15 protein-coding genes are annotated in these 16,984 nt (G+C 70.1%); 12 read left to right on the plus strand and 3 right to left on the minus strand.

Going from position 1 to position 16,984, the window contains the following annotated elements:
- The 9 genes from MXD61_RS15975 to MXD61_RS16015 form a co-directional block, all read left to right on the plus strand.
- Positions 1 to 408, plus strand: a 408-nt coding sequence (locus MXD61_RS15975; RefSeq protein WP_248814059.1) for a TauD/TfdA family dioxygenase, incomplete at its 5' end; no start/stop codon positions are given.
- Positions 405 to 971 carry an FcoT family thioesterase gene (locus MXD61_RS15980; protein ID WP_248814060.1) on the plus strand — a complete coding sequence of 189 codons (567 nt, stop codon included), beginning with the start codon at positions 405 to 407 and terminating at the stop codon, positions 969 to 971. The genes MXD61_RS15975 and MXD61_RS15980, both read left to right, overlap by 4 nt.
- Positions 968 to 2,569, plus strand: coding sequence for a long-chain-fatty-acid--CoA ligase (locus tag MXD61_RS15985; protein ID WP_248814061.1), 1,602 nt, complete (start codon positions 968 to 970; stop codon positions 2,567 to 2,569). The genes MXD61_RS15980 and MXD61_RS15985 overlap by 4 nt, the downstream gene beginning before the upstream one ends.
- Positions 2,570 to 2,612: 43 nt before the next feature.
- Entirely contained in the window at positions 2,613 to 2,933 is a 321-nt protein-coding gene (locus MXD61_RS15990; RefSeq protein WP_248814062.1) for a phosphopantetheine-binding protein, read from the plus strand.
- Positions 2,926 to 7,578 (plus strand): non-ribosomal peptide synthetase, encoded by a 4,653-nt coding sequence (locus MXD61_RS15995; protein WP_248814063.1) that lies wholly within the window; start codon positions 2,926 to 2,928, stop codon positions 7,576 to 7,578. The genes MXD61_RS15990 and MXD61_RS15995 overlap by 8 nt, the downstream gene beginning before the upstream one ends.
- Positions 7,575 to 9,077 (plus strand): MFS transporter, encoded by a 1,503-nt coding sequence (locus MXD61_RS16000; protein ID WP_248814064.1) that lies wholly within the window; start codon positions 7,575 to 7,577, stop codon positions 9,075 to 9,077. The genes MXD61_RS15995 and MXD61_RS16000 overlap by 4 nt, the downstream gene beginning before the upstream one ends.
- A gap of 69 nt (positions 9,078 to 9,146) precedes the next feature.
- Positions 9,147 to 10,202, plus strand: coding sequence for an ABC transporter substrate-binding protein (locus MXD61_RS16005; protein ID WP_248814065.1), 1,056 nt, complete (start codon positions 9,147 to 9,149; stop codon positions 10,200 to 10,202).
- Positions 10,203 to 10,320: 118 nt separating this feature from the next.
- Complete coding sequence (locus MXD61_RS16010; RefSeq protein ID WP_251080059.1) at positions 10,321 to 11,286, plus strand: iron ABC transporter permease; 966 nt, start codon at positions 10,321 to 10,323, stop codon at positions 11,284 to 11,286.
- Positions 11,283 to 12,098 (plus strand): ABC transporter ATP-binding protein, encoded by an 816-nt coding sequence (locus MXD61_RS16015; protein ID WP_248814067.1) that lies wholly within the window; start codon positions 11,283 to 11,285, stop codon positions 12,096 to 12,098. The genes MXD61_RS16010 and MXD61_RS16015 overlap by 4 nt, the downstream gene beginning before the upstream one ends.
- A gap of 277 nt (positions 12,099 to 12,375) precedes the next feature.
- Here MXD61_RS16015 and MXD61_RS16020 read toward each other — a convergent pair whose 3' ends face one another.
- Positions 12,376 to 13,188 carry a hypothetical protein gene (locus MXD61_RS16020; RefSeq protein WP_248814068.1) on the minus strand — a complete coding sequence of 271 codons (813 nt, stop codon included), beginning with the start codon at positions 13,186 to 13,188 and terminating at the stop codon, positions 12,376 to 12,378.
- Positions 13,189 to 13,655: 467 nt separating this feature from the next.
- Between MXD61_RS16020 and MXD61_RS28125 the strand changes: the two genes are divergently transcribed.
- The 3 genes from MXD61_RS28125 to MXD61_RS16040 all read left to right on the plus strand — a co-directional run bounded on the left by MXD61_RS28125 (position 13,656) and on the right by MXD61_RS16040 (position 14,702).
- Positions 13,656 to 14,186, plus strand: coding sequence for a transposase family protein (locus tag MXD61_RS28125; protein ID WP_308222769.1), 531 nt, complete (start codon positions 13,656 to 13,658; stop codon positions 14,184 to 14,186).
- A gap of 57 nt (positions 14,187 to 14,243) precedes the next feature.
- Positions 14,244 to 14,402 (plus strand): hypothetical protein, encoded by a 159-nt coding sequence (locus MXD61_RS16035; RefSeq protein ID WP_248814069.1) that lies wholly within the window; start codon positions 14,244 to 14,246, stop codon positions 14,400 to 14,402.
- Positions 14,403 to 14,468: 66 nt separating this feature from the next.
- Entirely contained in the window at positions 14,469 to 14,702 is a 234-nt protein-coding gene (locus tag MXD61_RS16040) for a ribbon-helix-helix protein, CopG family (protein ID WP_248814070.1), read from the plus strand.
- An 866-nt stretch (positions 14,703 to 15,568) separates the two neighbouring features.
- Here MXD61_RS16040 and MXD61_RS16045 read toward each other — a convergent pair.
- Together MXD61_RS16045 and MXD61_RS28905 are read right to left on the minus strand one after the other, a co-directional pair.
- Positions 15,569 to 16,477 carry an SDR family NAD(P)-dependent oxidoreductase gene (locus tag MXD61_RS16045; RefSeq protein WP_248814094.1) on the minus strand — a complete coding sequence of 303 codons (909 nt, stop codon included), beginning with the start codon at positions 16,475 to 16,477 and terminating at the stop codon, positions 15,569 to 15,571.
- Between the two features lie 50 nt (positions 16,478 to 16,527).
- On the minus strand, positions 16,528 to 16,770 hold the full coding sequence (locus MXD61_RS28905) for a fibronectin type III-like domain-contianing protein (RefSeq protein ID WP_374629044.1): 243 nt from the start codon (positions 16,768 to 16,770) through the stop codon (positions 16,528 to 16,530).
- Between the last annotated feature and the right edge of the window lie 214 nt (positions 16,771 to 16,984).

A 16,984-nucleotide genomic window follows, 5' to 3' on the forward strand; every position in this document is an offset into this window, starting at 1 on the left:
GTCTATCGGCCGATCTCCGAGGTGCTGGCGGAGATCGACGAGCGCACGCCGCCGGTGCGGTTCCCGACGGCCCTGCCGCACCCGCATACCGGCAGGAAGATTCTCTACCTGAGTGAGGGTTTCACTCAGGCGATCGAGGACGGTGCCGGGAACGAACACCCGGAGCTGCTCGCCGAGTTGCTGGCCGCCAGCGGCCAGCTCGACACGACCTACACCCATCCCGCCATTTACCTGCAGACCTTCGACGTGGGCGATCTGTTGATCTGGGACAACCGCTCGCTGGTTCACCGCGCGCTGCACACCGCGATCGACGAGCCCGCGGTCTCCTACCGGGTGACCGTGTACGACCGGCCCGCACGTAACCGTGGTCCCGCGGTGTCGGAACCGGCTGCTCTGGGGGCCTCGTGACCGCTGCGGTGGAGCCACGGACGATTCCTGACAACCCGCAGCTGCGCGAGCGGGTGCTGCGCTGCTACAAGCCGAACTGCCGGTACCTGCGCTCGGCGACGTCCACCGTGCACGACGGCCGGATCCGGCTCACCGCGGCCTTCGAGATCGGCGAGTCGTGCTACATCGACGACACCGGGCATCTCAACGCGGTCGAGGTGAACATCTGCTACAACCAGATGCTTTATCTCGCCGTCGCGACCTGCGTGCGGGAAAAGATCGGCCCGGTGTTCGACACCTGGTCGATGGAGGATTTCTGGCGGCGCCAGCTGCCCGCGATTCTCATCGCCCGGATGCGGAGCACCTTCACCCGCGGGCTGGATCCCCGGGGTTTCTCCGGCGAGTTCCGGATGGATGACGTCGCCGCCCGCCGGCTACGGCCGGACACCGGGCCGCTGGTATCCCTGGGCACCTCGTTTCGCTACTGGGACTCCGATGGCGACGGCTGCCAGGGCACTGTCGCCGTGGCCATCGTCCCTGATCCCGTCGTCCCTGATCCCGTCGTCGCGCGACGGCAGCCGTGACCGCCCGGCCCGAGACCGCGGCGCGGCAGCGCACCGTCGCCGAGCTGGTCACGCTGCACGCCGCACGCCAGCCCCGGACCGCCGCGATCCTGTGCGCGGGCCGGACGATGGACTACGAGCACCTGGACCGCGAGAGCAACCGCACCGCGCGGGCGATCCTCGCCCGGGGCATCGCGCCCGGCGGACGCGTCGCCTATCTCGGGCGTGAGTCCGAGCACTACTACGAGATCTTCGTCGCCTGCGCGAAGGCGGGGACGGTGCTCGTCCCCATCAACTGGCGGCTCACCGTGCCGGAGATCGAGCACATCCTGGCCGACTCCGCGTGCGTCCTGCTGTTCGTCACGGACGAGCTGCGGGCGACGGCCGAGCGGGCGACCGCGGAGCACGCCGGCCTGGAGATCGTGGTCGTGGACGGCGAGGGAGACGGCGGCCCGGACGGATGCCCGGAGCTCGCGGTCTGGAAGGCCCCACACCCCGCGGAGTCGGTCACGCAGGCGGGTGCGGGCGGACCCGACGATCCGGTCGTCCAGCTGTACACCAGTGGGACCACGGGACTGCCGAAGGGCGTCGTGCTGGCGCACCGCAGTCTGCATGCCGTGCGGGAGGCCCTCGCGGGCGCCGGGCTGGACTGGATCGACTGGCGGCCCGGCGACCGCGCCCTCGTCGGCATCCCGGGCTTCCATGTAGGCGGCATCTGGTGGGCCGCCCAGAACCTCTCCGCCGGGGTGACGAACGTGGTCCTTCCCGCGTTCGACGGCCGCACGGCGGTGCGTCTCATCCGTGACCTCGGCGTCACCACCGCCTGCGTGGTGCCGTCGATGCTGCGGATCATGCTCGCCGAGCCGGAGGCGAACCGGACCGCGTTCCAGACCCTGCGCAAGGTTGTCTACGGCGGCTCGCCCATCTCCGAGAGCCTGCTGCGGGAGTCGCTGGAGGTCTTCGACTGCGAGTTCGCGCAGATCTACGGCCTGACCGAGACCGGCAACACGGCCGTGTGCCTACCGCCGGCCGATCACCGGCCGGACAGCCCGCGGCTGCGCGCCGCCGGCCGCCCCTACCCCGGCATCGAGGCGAAGACGATCGGCCCCGACGGCGCCACGCTGCCCACCGGTGAGGTCGGCGAGATCTGCCTGAGCACCCCCGCCCGGATGATCGGCTACTGGAACCTGCCAGAGGAGACCACCCGCACGCTCGTCGACGGCTGGGTCCACACCGGTGACGCCGGCCGCGTCGACGCCGACGGGTACGTGTACATCCTCGACCGGGTCAAGGATCTGATCATCGTCGCGGGGGAGAACATCTACCCCAACGAGATCGAGAACGCGCTCGCCCACCACCCGGCCGTGGCGGACGTGGCGGTGATCGGCGTCCCGGACGACCGGTTCGGCGAGGCGGTGCAGGCGTTCGTGGCGCTGTGCCCGGGGCATTCCGCGCGGGCCCGTGACCTGGTGGTGTTCCTCACCGGCCGGATCGCCACGTTCAAGATTCCAGCCCGGTTCGCGTTCGTCGAGCGGATCCCACGCAACCCCAGCGGCAAGATCCTGCGGCGCGAGCTCCGCGCGCCGTACTGGTCGGGCCGGGACAGGCAGGTCAACTGATGAGCATCGTTCGGAGGCGGCGGTGACCCCGCGGAGCACCCGCGTGAGCCCGCGGACCGTCCGCGCGGACGTCGCTGAGATGCTGTTCGTGACACCGGACGAGCTCGACGACGACGAGAACCTGTTCAACACCGGACTGGACTCCGTCGCCCTGCTCACCCTGGTCGAGCGGTGGCGCGAACAGGGTGCGGACGTCGCCTTCGTCGACCTGGCCGAGAACCCGACCCTGGCCGGATTCGACCGAATCCTGGCCGCCGCTGCGCCGCGGCCAGCGCATCCGCCGCGGTCATCGGAGCTGCCACAGTCACTGGAGCAGGCACAGTCATCGGAGCCATCAGAACTGCCCGGGCCGCCCGATGCCTGAGCGGCTGCCCCTCTCGGCCGCCCAGTGGGGCATCTGGACCGGCCAGCAGCTCGACCCGGATTCGCCGGCCTACAACACGGCCGAATACGTCCGCATCGATGGTGAGATCCGGCTGGACCTGCTGGATCGAGCCATCCGCTCGGTGGTGGCAGAGACCGAGGCCGTCCGTGTGCGGTTCCGTGGAGCCGACTCCGACGATCCGTGGCAGGAGATCGGGCCGGTCGAGTTCGACGTACGCCGCGCAGACCTGCGCGGCGAGCCCGATCCGCTGCGTGCGGCCGAGGCGTGGATGGCGGCGGACGTCGCCCGTCCCGTCGACCTGGGGACGGGGCCGCTGTTCGCCCATGCGCTGTTCCGGCTCGGCGACCGGACCGTGCTGTGGTACCACCGGGTGCACCACATCGCGCTCGACGGCTACGGCCTGGCGCTGGTCGCCCGCCGCGTCGCCGAGGTCTACACCGCACTCGCCGAGGGACGCCAGCCGCCCCCGCACACGTTCGGCAGCCTCGCCGAGGTGGTCGCACAGGACCATGCCTACACCGCCTCCGACCAGTTCACCGGTGACCAGCGGTTCTGGGTCGACTACCACGACGACCGCCCGGCGCCGGTGACCCTCGCCGGGCGGTCCGCCCCCCTGGCCCAGCACGTCCTGCGGCAGGAGGCGGACGTCGACGCGGACACGTTGGCGCTGCTGCGCGAGACGGGCCGGGTGGCGAAGGCCCAGTGGAGCGACATGCTCATCGCTGCGCTGGCCGCCTACCTGTACCGGATGAGCGCGCTGCGCCGCCCCGACGGCCCGGCGCAGATCTCCCTCGCGGTGCCCGTGATGGGCCGCACCGGGTCGGTCGCGCTGCGGGTGCCGTGCATGGTGCTCAACGCCATCCAGGCCTGGGTGCGCGTCGAGGCCGGCGACAGCCTGCTCGACCTGGCCGGACAGGTGGCCGCGCACCTGCGGGGCAGCCGGCGCCACCACCGGTATCGCTACGAACAGCTGCGCCGCGACCTGCGGATGGTCGGCAGCGAACGCAGGCTGTTCGGCCCGTCCGCCAACATCATGCCCTTCGACTACGGACTGCGTTTCGACGGACATCCCGGGACCGTCCGTAATGTCTCGGCCGGCCTGGTGGAGGACCTGGCGGTCCATGTGTACTACCGGGCTGACGGCGAGGGCCTGCACGTGCTCGTCGACGCCAACCCGAACTGCTACGACGCCGCGGAGCTTGCCACCCACGCGCAGCGCTTCGCGACCTTCCTGCACCGGCTCGCCCGGCGGCCCGCCGACCCGGTCGAGGCCATCGACCTGCTCCTGGACGGGGAACGCGAGGCCCTGCTCATCGCCGGGTCCGCACCCTCGGCCGCCCCTGCCCCCGTACCCGCTGCCACCTCCGCCGAGAGCACGCCGCCGGACGACGGGACACGGGCAACGGACCGGACCACGGTCGTCGACCTGTTCGTCGCAGCGGTGTTCAAGGCCCCGCATCTGACCGCTCTGGTGGCGCTTCCCGCCACCAACGCCGATGCCGACACGCCCAGTGGACCCGGCACCGGCTCTGGTCCCGGTCCCGACCCTGGTACCTCTGACTCTGGTACCTCGGTCGGCTACCGCGGCCTGTCCTACGAGCGGCTGAACGCGCGGGCCAACCAGCTCGCCCGGCTGCTGCGCCGAGGGGGCGCCGGGCCCGACCGGCCCGTGGCCCTGCTGCTACCGCGCACCGCGGACACCATCGTCGCGCTGCTCGCGGCCCTCAAGGCCGGGGCACCCTACGTACCGCTCGACCCCGAACACCCCGAGCAGCGGATCGCCTTCGTCCTCACCGACACCCGGCCGGCGGTGGTGGTGACGGTCGACGCGCTGGCAGCAGCCCTGCCGGCCAGCGGTGCCAGGACCATCCGGCTGGACGATCCCGCGGCGCGGTCCGACCTCGACACCCTCCACGAGGGGGAGCTCACCGACGCCGAGCGCGCGACGCCGCTACGACCCGACCATCCGCTGTGCCTCATCCACACCTCCGGATCGACCGGGCAGCCCAAGGGGGCGGTCCTGACCCATCGCGGCATGGTGAACCTGTTCCACCACCACCGCGCCGCGATGATCGAGCCGGAGTCCACGGCGGCTGGCCGGCGGATGCGCGCCGCCCTCACCGCCTCGTTGTCCTTCGACACCTCCTGGGAGGGTCTGCTGTGGATGCTCGCCGGCCACGAACTGCATCTCGTCGGTGACGACGAACGCCGCGAGCCCGCCGCCCTGCTCGACTACATCGACGCCCACCACATCGACTTCCTCGACATCACCCCCACCTACGCCGAGGAGCTGATCGGTGCCGGGCTGCTCGGCCCGGGGCGCCGTGTTCCCGCGGTGATCGCGCTGGGCGGGGAGGCCACCGGTCCCGGCCTGTGGTCCCAGCTGCGGTCCGTGCCCGGCCTGAGCGGCTACAACCTGTACGGGCCCACCGAGTGCACCGTCGACACCGTCTGGTCCCGACTCGCCGACAGCGAGACCCCGGTGATCGGACGTCCGGTGGCCGGGGCACGCACCTACGTGCTCGACGCCGCGCTGCGGCTGGTGCCACGGGGCCAGATCGGCGAGCTGTACCTCGCGGGCCTTCCCCTGGGCGCGGGCTACCACCGTCGGCCTCGGTTGACCGCCGAGCGGTTCCTCGCCGATCCCTTCGGGCCCGCGGGGCAGCGGATGTACCGGACCGGCGACCTGGTCCGGCGCCGTCCCGACGGGCTGCTGGAATACCACGGCCGGGCCGACGACCAGGTCAAGATCCGCGGTTTCCGGATCGAGCTGGGCGAGATCGAGGCCGTTCTGGCGGATCATCCAGAGGTGGCCGCCGCGGCCGTCATCGTCCGCTCGGACGGCCCCGGCGGTGACCGCCTGGTCGCCTACGCCGTGCCGGCCGGGTCTGCCGGGATGGCCGACGGCCCGGCGCGACTGCGCCGCCATCTCGCCCGTCGGCTGCCCGACTACATGGTCCCGCCGGTCATCGTCCTGCTCGACCGCATGCCGCGTACGACGAACGGCAAGCTCGACCGGGCCGCCCTGCCGCCGCCCCCGACCGGTGTCGGCGCGGCGGGTCCGGTCCGCCCGCCCCGCGATGCCCACGAGCGTCTGCTGTGTGAGTTGTTCGCCGAGGCACTCGGCCTGGACCAGGTCGGGATCGACGACGACTTCTTCGCCCTCGGTGGCCACTCGCTGCTGGTCGCGCGGCTGCTCTCCCGCGTTCGCACGGCGACCGGGATAAGGCTCGGCATCCGCGACGTCTTCGACACACCCACCGTCGCGGAGCTCGCCCAGCGCCTACCCACCCCGCAGACGCGACCGGGGGCGCAACCGGCGGCGGACGTCACCTCGCCATGGCAGGGGGTGGACCTCGGCGCCGAGGCACGCCTCGACCCGTCCATCGCGCCGCGGCCAGCGGGCAGCGGCGATCCGGACAGCGATGACCCCGGCAGTGGAACCGACCCGCGGCAGGTCCTGCTCACCGGCGCGACGGGCTTTCTCGGCGCGTTCCTGCTGCGCGAGCTGCTGGACCGCACCACGGCGACCGTCTACTGCCTCGTCCGCGCCGACGACGGCGCGCAGGCCCTGGCCCGGCTGCGCACCGCGCTGCGCCGGCTGCGAATTCCGGACGCCGACCTGACGCAGCGCGTGGTCGCGCTGCCCGGCGACCTCGAACAGCCCTCGCTCGGGCTGGCCCCGGTCACCTTCGCCCGGCTCGCCACCGGGATCGACGTCATCGTCCACAACGGCGCACGGGTCCACCACCTGGATCCCTATCGGCGGCTGCGGGCGGCCAACGTCGTGGGTACTGCGGAGATCCTGCGCCTGGCCACGACCGCCCGGCCGACCCCGGTGCACCACGTGTCGAGCTGCGACCTGGCCTGGGCCATCGACGGCAACCCACCCGTACTCACCGAGGAACGCCGGGTGGACCCCCGGTCGCTGCTGCCGAACGGCTACGTGGCCAGCAAATGGGTGGCCGAAGGGCTGGTGCTGGCGGCGGCGCGGCGTGGACTGCCGGTGTCGGTCCACCGCCCCAGCCGGGTGTGCGGCGACACGCTGACAGGTGCGACGAGCACCGACGACGCGTTCTGGCGACAGATCCGCGCGATGATCGAGCTGGGCGCCGTCCCGGCCGCCGGTTCCGCGGTACGGGCCGACCTGGTGCCGGTCGACTGGGTTGCCGGCTCCATCGTCGGGCTGATGCGCACGGGCCGGTACGCCACCTATCACCTCACCAGCGCCCGGCCCGTCGACGTCGACGTGGTGCTCGACCGGCTACGGGCCCGCGGCTACCCGCTGGAGTCCCTCGACCCGGCGCGGTGGCGTGAGCGGCTGCGCGAGGCCGCCGACCGGGCGGCGCAGCGGGAGGACTACTCCCTCGCGGTGACCGCGACCCACCTCGCCCAGATCGCCCCGCCGTCGCCCGCCGTCGCCGGCCCGCCGCCGGTCTTCTCCCGCCGCAACACGATCGACGCCCTGGGGATCGACCGGGCCCGCGCCCCGGAGGTGGACGACGCGATGGTCGACCGTTACGTCGACTATTTCGTCGACGTCGGATTCTTTCCGGCTCCGGGCACACCGGTCAGTCCGGAGCCGCCGGGTTCGACGCCGGTCGGTTCGGAGCGGGCGCGATGACCGCGAGCGCGACCGTCGTCAACGAGCCGGTGACGGCGACCCGCCGGGACTGGCTGGGGTTCGGGGTCGTGCTGGGAGCGACGTTCATGGGCCAGGTGGACGGGTTCATCGTCAGCCTCGCCAGCCCCACCATCCAGCGTGACCTGCCGGCCAGCTTCGACGAGGTCCAGCTCGTGGGCGCCGGCTACGTGCTGGCATGCGCGGCCGGGCTCGTCACCGGCGGCAGGCTCGGGGACAGGTTCGGCCGGCGCCGGATCTTCCTGCTCGGCATCGCGGTGTTCACCCTCGCCTCGCTGGCCTGCGGGCTGGCCCCGAACGCGCCGGCACTCATCGTCGCGCGGGTGGTGCAGGGCTGCGCCGCAGCCGCGCTGGTACCCCAGGAACTGGCGATCCTGCACGTGCTGTTCCGCGACGATACTCAGCGAACCCGCGCGCTCGGCGGGTACGGGACAGCCCTCGGGCTCGGGGTGATCTGCGGACTGGCGGGCGGCGGGCTGCTCGTCGACCTCGACCTGGGGGGCCTGGGCTGGCGCCCGGCGTTCCTGCTCAACGTCCCGATCGGCCTGCTGATCCTGGCACTGGGCAGGTCCACCATCCCGGAAAGCCGGGCCGCCGGGGCCACCCGGCTCGACCTGGCCGGCGCCGCGCTGACCATGGTGGCGTTCCCAGCGATCCTGCTGCCGCTGATCTTCGGCCCACGTCGCGGCTGGCTGGGCTGGACCGCGGTCTGCCTGCCGGTGGCCGTCCTGGCGCTGGCGGTGCTCGTCCGCCAGCAACGCGTGCTCGCCGCCCGCGGCGGCGAGCCGCTGTTCTCCCCGCGGGTGCTGGCCGCCCGCGGAATGCCGGCGAGCCTCGCCACGCTGGTCACGTTCTTCGCCGGCAACGCCGGGTTGTTTCTCGTGTTCACCTACTACGTGCAGACCGGCCTTGGGACGGATCCGCTGGTGGGCGGCCTGATGCTGGTGCCGCTCGGGGTGGGCTTCTCGATCGGCTCGCCGCTGTCCGGCCGACTGGTCGCCCGGTTCGGCCCCCGGTTGCCGGTGTACGGCTGCCTGGCGCTGGCCGTGATCCTGCTGGGGCAGGCCGCGATCGCCGCCGGTCCGACATCCCTGCAGCGGGTGCTGCTGGCGCTCGCCATGGGCGGTGTCGGCCTGGCCCAGGGGGTGGTCGTGGCGCCGCTGATCGGCGCCATCCTGCGCCGGGTCACCACGGACGACGCGGGCGCGGCGTCCGGCACCGCGTCGACCCTGACCCAGTTCGGGCTGGCCGCAGGCTACGCGGCGGTCGGCAGCTGGTACGGCCTGGTGCTCGGCGGCGCCCCGGGCACCGCCGACGCGCCGGCCGATCTGGACTCCCACACCCGGGCCTTCGCCGCCGCGACCGTCCTGCTCGCCGCGCTCGCCCTCGCGACGGCCGCACTGTGCGGACTGCGCGACCGCGCGGCGAATTTCCCGGGAACCAACCAGCTCCCGGGAACGACTACCCCACGGGACGGCTGACCAGGGACGGAAGCCGCAAGCTCGGGACCGGCCGCAGGCAGCCGGAGAACAAGGGGGAACGGAAACACGATGCGTGGCAGACCGGTGTTCGCGGCGGCGGCGATTCTGTTGGCACTGGTGGTGACGTCCTGTTCGGACGACAGCACCGGCCAGGCTCCGCCCGGCACAACGCAGGCGTCCGCGGTCGCGGATGCGGCGCAGGGGCGGACGACCTACCCGTTGACGATCACCAACTGCGGGAGGACGTACACCTTTGCCAAGGCGCCGAGCCGGGTCGTGGTGATGAACGGGGGCTCGGTGGCCGAGGTGTCCTCGCTGATCGAGCTCGGGGTGTCGAACCGCATCGTCGCCAACGCGCAGAACTACGGCGCCTCGGATGTTCCCGGCCGCGCGGAGGCGATCAAAGCCCTTCCGACGGGCGGCGTCACCCTGAACAACCAGCAGGACATCCCTCGTGAGGCGATGCTCGGCCTGCGACCCGACCTGGTGATCTCCACCTATGGCGGAGGGTTCACCTCCGCGTCCGGCTTCGCGACCCGCGACGACCTGCTCAAGGTCGGGGCCAACAGCTACGCCCCGGCGAGCGCCTGCGGCGAAGACGGGATGACGACCGGCTCGCCGACCGTCGAGAACAGCTACGCCATGCTGCGTGACTTCGGGAAGATCTTCGACGTCTCGGCCAAGGCCGAGGTGATTATCGCGGCCTCAGAGAAGAGGATCGAGGCGGCGTCGACTTCGGTTGCCGGGAAGCCGAAGAGCAACGTGCTGCTGGTCTTCCCGGGTATGGGGGCCGCCGACTTCAGCTCGATCGCCGGCGTGGGCGTCTGGAACGACATCCTCGACAAGGCCGGCGCGACCAACGCGTTCCTGGACGGCTCCGGGAACACCTTCCTGACGGTGAGCAAGGAAAAGCTCGCCTCGACGGACATCGACGCGGTCCTGGTCGTCAACTACCTGAACCCCAACCCCGACGCCGCAGCGAAGAACATCCTCGCGCAGTTCCCGCAGTGGGACGCGACCAAGGCCAACCGGTACCTCGTCCTGTCCGACTCGATCTACTTCGGCCCGAGCAACGACGTCGCCGTCGAGAAGATCGCGAAGCTGCTCCACCCGGATGCCTTCTGAGCCGCCAGGCGCCCGGGACGGGCACCGAACAGGCAGCCCGATCGATCAGTCCCGGCAGCCCGGCCCGCCCCCGTAGCCCGGCTGCCTGCTCGGCCTCACCTCTCTCGTCGTCCTGATCATGCTGGTGGCGTCCTGCGTCGGCGCCGTGACAGTCTCGCTGCCGCAGACCTGGCGGGTCGTCACCGCGCATCTGACCGGCCGAACGGCCGGGCTGGACCCGGTTGTCGACCAGATCGTCTGGGACTACCGGGTACCGCGGGTGCTGCTCGCCGCCCTGTGCGGCGCGGGGCTGGCAGTGGCCGGGGCGGTCCTGCAGACCCTGGTCGACAACCCGTTGGCCGATCCGTATGTGATGGGACTGGCCCCGGGGGCGTCGCTCGGCGCGGTCCTGGTGATCACGGCTGGTTCGGGGGCAGTCGGCGGCATCGGTGTGTCGTTCGCCGCCTTCTGCGCGGCGATGGCCGCCGCGGTGTGCGTCTTCCTGCTCGGCCAGCGACGTGGCCGGCTCGCTCCGACCAGGCTGCTTCTCGCCGGGGTCGCGGTCGGCTACCTGCTGCTCGCCGTCACCAGCTACGTGCAGCTCTCCGCCGACCCGAACGAGCTGCGCCAGGTCATGTTCTGGCTGCTCGGCAGCGTGGCCGGGGCGACCTGGGGGCAGCTTCCCCCGGCCGCCCTCGTCGTGGTTGTGGTGACCGCACTGCTTCTCCCGCTTGGGCGGCGGCTCAACGCGCTGGCCCACGGCGAGGAACAGGCCGTCGCGTTCGGCGTCGATGTCACCCGGCTGCGCCTGGCGCTGCTGCTCGCCGCTTCACTACTCACCGGAGTGCTGATCGCGGTGGCCGGCGGCATCGGCTTCGTCGGGCTGATGATCCCCCATCTGACCAGGCTCACCTTCGGCACCGACCATCGCCGGCTCCTGCCGCTGGCCGCGCTCGTCGGCGCCGGGTACCTGGTGGTCGTCGATCTGCTGTCCCGCACCGTGGACCGGCCCAACGAGCTGCCCCTGGGCATCCTCACCGCCGCCTTCGGCGCGCCTTTCTTCCTGTGGTTGCTGCGCCGCAACGACACGCTCGCCGGCCGGTGAGCGGCGAGGATGCCGCGGGAGAGCTGCGGCTGGACGGGGTGGCCGTCGCGCTCGGGGGAGCGCAGGTCCTGCGCGGGGTGAGCCTCGCCGCGCGGCCAGGAACCCTGGTCGGTCTGGTCGGGCCGAACGGCAGCGGCAAGACGACGCTGCTGCGCACCGTCTACCGCTCGCTGCGCCCGGACGCCGGCGTGGTGCACGTCGCCGACGCCGACGTCTGGCGGCTGTCCGCGCGGGACTCGGCCCGCCGCACCGCCGCCGTCCTCCAGGCGGGTCAGCCACCCGCCGCCCTGACGGTGACCGAGGTCGTCGCCGACGGTCGGACCGCCCACCACAGCCTGTTCAGTCGGCACACCGACGCCGACCAGGAGATCATCCGAGAGGCGTTGGACCGGACCGGGGCGCACGTGCACGCCGACCGGCTCTACGACACGCTCTCCGGTGGCGAGCGCCAGCGGGTGCTGTTGGCGCGGGCCCTCGCGCAGCGCCCGCGCCTGCTCGTCCTCGACGAGCTGACCAACCACCTCGACATCCGGGCCCGGTTCGAGCTGCTCGACCTCGTTCGCGCCAGCGGAGTCACCGCGCTCGCGGTCCTGCACGACCTCGATCTCGCCGTCCGCTACTGCGACGAGCTGGTCGTCCTCGATCACGGTGTCGTGGCCAGCGCCGGCCCGGTCCTCGACGCGCTGGGCTCCGAGGTCCTGCACGCCGTGTTCAAAGTGGCGGGACGCGTCGAGCGCCATCCCGACGGCGTCATCCGCATCACCTACACCGCGAAGCCGCTGACCGATCACACCCCGGACGTGGGGCCGTGATGTCGGCCGCCGGATTCACTGGCCAACCATGGTCTTGGTTGACTCGGCTCATCTTCTTGTCTGCAGAAGCGGTCGGCATGTGTGTCCGCCCGACAACGGTAAGGTTCGGAGGTCGGGTAGACTGAGCACGAGTGCCGGTTGGTTCGCCTCCTTCGACGAGGGTCGGGGAGGTCTGGAGGTTCGAGTCTTCCGCGGTGCACGCCGGTTGAGGCAGGTCATGGGCCCCGCATCGTCCACACGACGCGGGGCCCATGATGTTTCCGGGCTCCGGTGGAGGCTATTCGCTGGGTGGTTCTATCTCCTTCGTGGAGATGGTGATGGCGCCTTTGATGATTTCCTGGCGTGCTGCTCGAATGTCAGTCACCAGCTTTCTTGATCGTGTCGATCCTATCCCGAGGATTTTCCCGAGTTTCTCGGAGGGGATGGGGCGTCGGTGTTCGATCCAGTACTGGAAGTCCTCGTCCAGGGCGCGTGGTAGCAGCGGGTCGAAGTCCCGCCGCTCGCCGAGGGCGAGGAGTAGATCTGTGATGTCTGGTTCGTTTCCCGGAGTGTCCTCGCCGGCGTCTTTCCAGGACCGGACATCGCGATGGTCCACCGGATCTTTGGTGCCGTTTCCTGGGCCTGCGGTAGGGGATCTTGCATGTTTTTGGTCTTCGGGGTGGATGTCTTGCATTGCTTGCATGAGGGTCGGGCCGACTTCGGCCCAGCCGATCAGGAGCATGGGTCCGACCGCGTCGAAGGCGGCTCTGCCGTACTGCTGGGCGATGATCGGTTCGGCGACGTTCAGGGCGAGTGTCACAGTGCTGGAGAACAGCAGGAGCATCCGGGCGGGCCGGAGCGCCTCCGGATCGGCGTCGGTGATCACGAGGATGCGGATGCCGACGAGCAGGCCGAGGACGGACAGGTCGACGGCCGGGGCGACCAGGGGTGCCACGTAGGCGGGGACGCCCAGGCGCAGTGCCAGGGTCCAGACGTTGCCGAAGCCGAACAGGAAGGCCAGCGCCACCACCATGGCCATCACGGCAGTCACCATCCGTGCCGCCACGGCGGTGGGGGAGCGGGACGTGTCGGCTCCGACCGTCCGCCTCATCGGCCACCGTCCCGGTGGCGTCGGAGGGTCCAGCTCGGCCGTTGGGTGCAACCGCCGGGCCGAGCTGGGTGTGCGCGAGGTGTGCGCGGACGGTCCGACCCGGTTGGGTTCAGAGTGGCATAGAGCAACCCTGAACCTGCCTCAGATGCGGACATAGCGGCACCTATTGGCATCATTCGCCACCGTCCGACAGATCGGACATCTGACTACGGATCAGAAGGTTGGGGGTTCGATTCCCTCCGAGCGCATGTCAGGTTGAGACAGTCCAAGGCCCCGCAGCCGATCACACTGCGCGGGGCTCTGAGCTTTCCGGACCACGAGTACTGCAAGTTTGCACTGCCTGTCGCTGCCTTTGGTGGGCATCGTCGCTAGGTTGCGGAATTGTCGAGAAACTGCTGCCAGCGAGGTAGAACGGCGTGCGCGCATCCAGGGTATGGCGTCGACTGCTCGGTGTCGAGAAGGTCGTGGTGGAACGGGTCGAGTGCGACGAGGATCGGAACGCGGTCATCGCCCATCTAAGAACCCGAAAAAGCACATCAGGACGATGCTCCCGTTGTGGAACAGCGTGTCCCGGTTACGACAAGGGTGTGGGACGGCGCCGCTGGCGAGCCCTGGATCCGGGTACCGTCCAGGTCTACCTCGAGGCGGATCTTCCCCGCGTGCGCTGCCCGGAGCATCATGTGGTCGTGTCCGCGGTCCCCCGGGCACGACCGGGATCGGGATTCACCCGCGCTGTCGAACAGACCTGCGTCTGGCTGGTGAAACACCTGGCCAAGACGGATGTGGCCGAGCTGCTTCGGGTGGCGTTTCGCACCGTCGACGACATCACGTTGGGGATCCGGGACGGGAGTGCGATCTGGTGGAGCTGCACATGTGACGTGTTCCCGTGCTCCGCCTCGTCGAGGACGATCCTTGGCCTGCTCGGTTGCGGGATGCTTCCGATCTTTGGCGGCCCAGCGAGCCTGTGGCGGGTCCAGCGGCATCGGATCCGGGCCTGATCGGGCGGGCACATCGCCGACAGTCGAGTGGGGCAGGTCGGCTCAGCGAGTTGACCGGTGGAGATTTACCAGTCGGCGCGTAAGCATGGCGTGGCCGACGGGGACATCCGCCATGCCGTCGAGGGGTATCTCGTCGCCTACCCTCTCGACGACGGCACGGAACTCATCATCCATGCGATGCGGATGCGTCCCAAATATCGGGATCTCCTGCTGTGACCAGGGAGAACATGACGATGACCACTGACGGGCAGGAGCGCCGTCCGTACCAGTCGCGGCGTACCCGTGACCTCCGAGCTGATCGACGAACTCGCCGCCGAGGCCGAAACCGGCTATGACGTTGCCGCGCTGCGTCGGCGTGGCGGCAGGCGACCGCTCGGCTCCGCGCCCGGGGACGTCGTCCCCGTCCGGCTCGACCCAGATCTGCGCGCTGCTCTGGCCGCCCGGGCCGACGCCGACCACACCAACGCCAGCGACGTCATCCGCCAGGCACTGCGCGCATGGCTCGACGTTGCGTGAACGGTCACCCGTCAGACCTGGCCGAGTCCCCGCGATGTGCGCAGAGGCCGTGGAGGATCGTCGGTCGGGGGCTGCGATCTGGGCGATCGCGCACGGACGGGGGCGGGGTAGCCGGCATCACACCGAAGGTGCTGGGGGCCGGACGGCAGATCAGTCCCTGCTGGCGGACAGCATGTAGATGTGCGCGATCCGTAGTATCCCGGGTTGGGGATGTTTTGTGCCTTGCCGAGCGCGCCCTGCTTGACCTGCTTTTTTGCTAGTTTGTGAGCTTCTGTGAGCGGCTGGGTGTGCGCGGACCGGGCCGGCGGCTCCTTCGGCGGCCAGGCGGGCCTTCTCTTGAGAACTGAGGTGTGGAGGTTCGCGGTCGTCTGGTAGGCGGCGTGGCCGAGAGTTTCCTGATCGACGTCGGGCCGGTGCACGCCGCACGCTTCTCCGCGGCAGGGCCCGCGGTAGAGGATCAGGTGTAAGGGGCGTATGCCGGTGCTGGTAGCTGGCGTCGAGGAACGTGTCAGTCCGGGTGGGGTGCTGCGCCGCCTTTCGTCAGACACCAGCTGAACCGGCATAGTTAAGCGGCTCGCGAAAGTTGATGCCACGAACAATCCGTCCGACACGCTCGAGATCAGCGTGACACCCGAAGTCCTCACCACATAGCCTTCAACCAGGATCGCGCGGAGTCACCCTCGGTAAACCATGTTGCTGGACGTGGTCAGACGATGGGAGAGGGTCAACATCGACCCGTCGTCAGAGGGGCAGCTTTCACGCGTTGCTGACAGCTCAAGGCTTTTGAAATCGCCGAGCTGAGCGGAGGAGGCCGCGCGGGTGCTGTCGGCTCCCTCCGCTCAACCTGAGCGGACCGTGTTGAACGATCAGGCGTCGTTGGAGATGAGATGCGCCGGGACCTGGGTGTCAAGTTCATCCAAGGTCCAGAGGGCGTTCCGGTCGCCGTCTTTTATGATGCCTGGCCCGTCGGTCACCTCGGTCCAGCGCGTGATCGAGGATCCGCTCACCGCGAATACCTGGCCGCTGATGCCAGCGGCGGCATCGGTGCACAGCCAGGTGATCATCGGTGCGATGAGGTTCGCTGGTGGCAGATAGAATTTTCCGAATTCATCCTCGGGGACTCCCCGGGCGCGGAGGGCGTCGTCCATCTGATCCTTGTAAAGATCGAACGTGCGGGTGCCGGCGCCGGGCGCGTAACAGTTGAACGTGACACCGCTGTCGCGGTGCTGGGTTGCCAGGTCGTGGGACATGGCGATTCCACCACCGAGCACCGCGGCGCCGAGCGGGTTGGCCTGCGTGCCGCGAGCGATCTCGGAAGTGGCGAACAGCACCCGGCCCCAGCCGCGCTTGAGCATCGAGGGCACCGCGGCCCGGGAGAGCCAGAACTTCTGGCCGAGATAGAGGTTCAGGAGTTTCTGCCACGAGACGTCGTCTGCTTCGATGCCCGCCAGGCTGCCAGCGACAAGTGCGCCGGCGTTGGCGATGACGATGTCGCAGGCGCCGAAGTTGTCCACGGCGGTCTGGACCGCGTTCACACAGCCGTCGGGCGTGGCGATCGAGTCATAGTTGGCGACGGCCGTACCACCGGACGCGGTGATCTGAGCGACGGTCCCATCCGCGGCAGCGGAGCTTCTCCCCTCGCCTTCGATATCGGTGCCGAGGTCGTTCACAACGACCGATGCCCCCTCGGCTGCCAGTAAAAGCGCGACCTCCTTGCCAATGCCATTGCCACTTCCCGTGACAAGGGCCGACTTTCCTTTCAGACGCTGAGACACTCGGTTGTTTCCTTCCAGATCGACTGTGAACGGTCGAGTCGCGCACGACGTCAGGTATGCAGCTCGAGTTGGACGCTCGTGGTATCCGCTGCACTGGGGCTGGCCATGATGTCGACGAGGCCCGTCTCGACGGTACACCGCATGGGGTTGTTCGGGATCGCGCGTGCTTCTTGTCCGACCGGGAACGTGATGTAGTGGGGCTCGCCCGCTTCGAGTTCGATGCGTCTGAATCCGGCGAGTCGTAGGATCGGCTGGACGACTGTGCTCACACGCGGGTGTACGTGGAGCTGAATGACCGAAGCTGGGCATGTCGGCTGCCGGTGAGGCGGCTGCTGCGTGTTCGGTGAGCGTGACTGCCAGCTTCAGCTGTGGGTTGGTGCCGATCCGGTTTTTCTCCCGGTGGCGTCGACATGGCAGGCATCGGGAGCAGCTCGTCGAGCAGCTTCCCGGCGTCCGGTGGGACAGCGCGTACCGCAGGTGCCAGCGGACCGAGAGGACGATCACCTC

The organism is Frankia sp. AgPm24 (genome assembly GCF_023243055.1).
GTDB classification, from domain to species: Bacteria; Actinomycetota; Actinomycetes; order Frankiales; family Frankiaceae; genus Frankia; species Frankia umida.

What these genes read in the sequence shown, in the direction of transcription:
- MXD61_RS15995 (WP_248814063.1), top strand. Translation starts at nt 2,926, where the DNA reads ATGCCTGAGCGGCTGCCCCTCTCGGCCGCCCAGTGGGGCATCTGGACC.
- MXD61_RS16000 (WP_248814064.1), top strand. Translation starts at nt 7,575, where the DNA reads ATGACCGCGAGCGCGACCGTCGTCAACGAGCCGGTGACGGCGACCCGC.
- MXD61_RS16005 (WP_248814065.1), top strand. Translation starts at nt 9,147, where the DNA reads ATGCGTGGCAGACCGGTGTTCGCGGCGGCGGCGATTCTGTTGGCACTG.
- MXD61_RS16010 (WP_251080059.1), top strand. Translation starts at nt 10,321, where the DNA reads ATGCTGGTGGCGTCCTGCGTCGGCGCCGTGACAGTCTCGCTGCCGCAG.
- MXD61_RS16020 (WP_248814068.1), bottom strand. Translation starts at nt 13,188, where the DNA reads ATGAGGCGGACGGTCGGAGCCGACACGTCCCGCTCCCCCACCGCCGTG.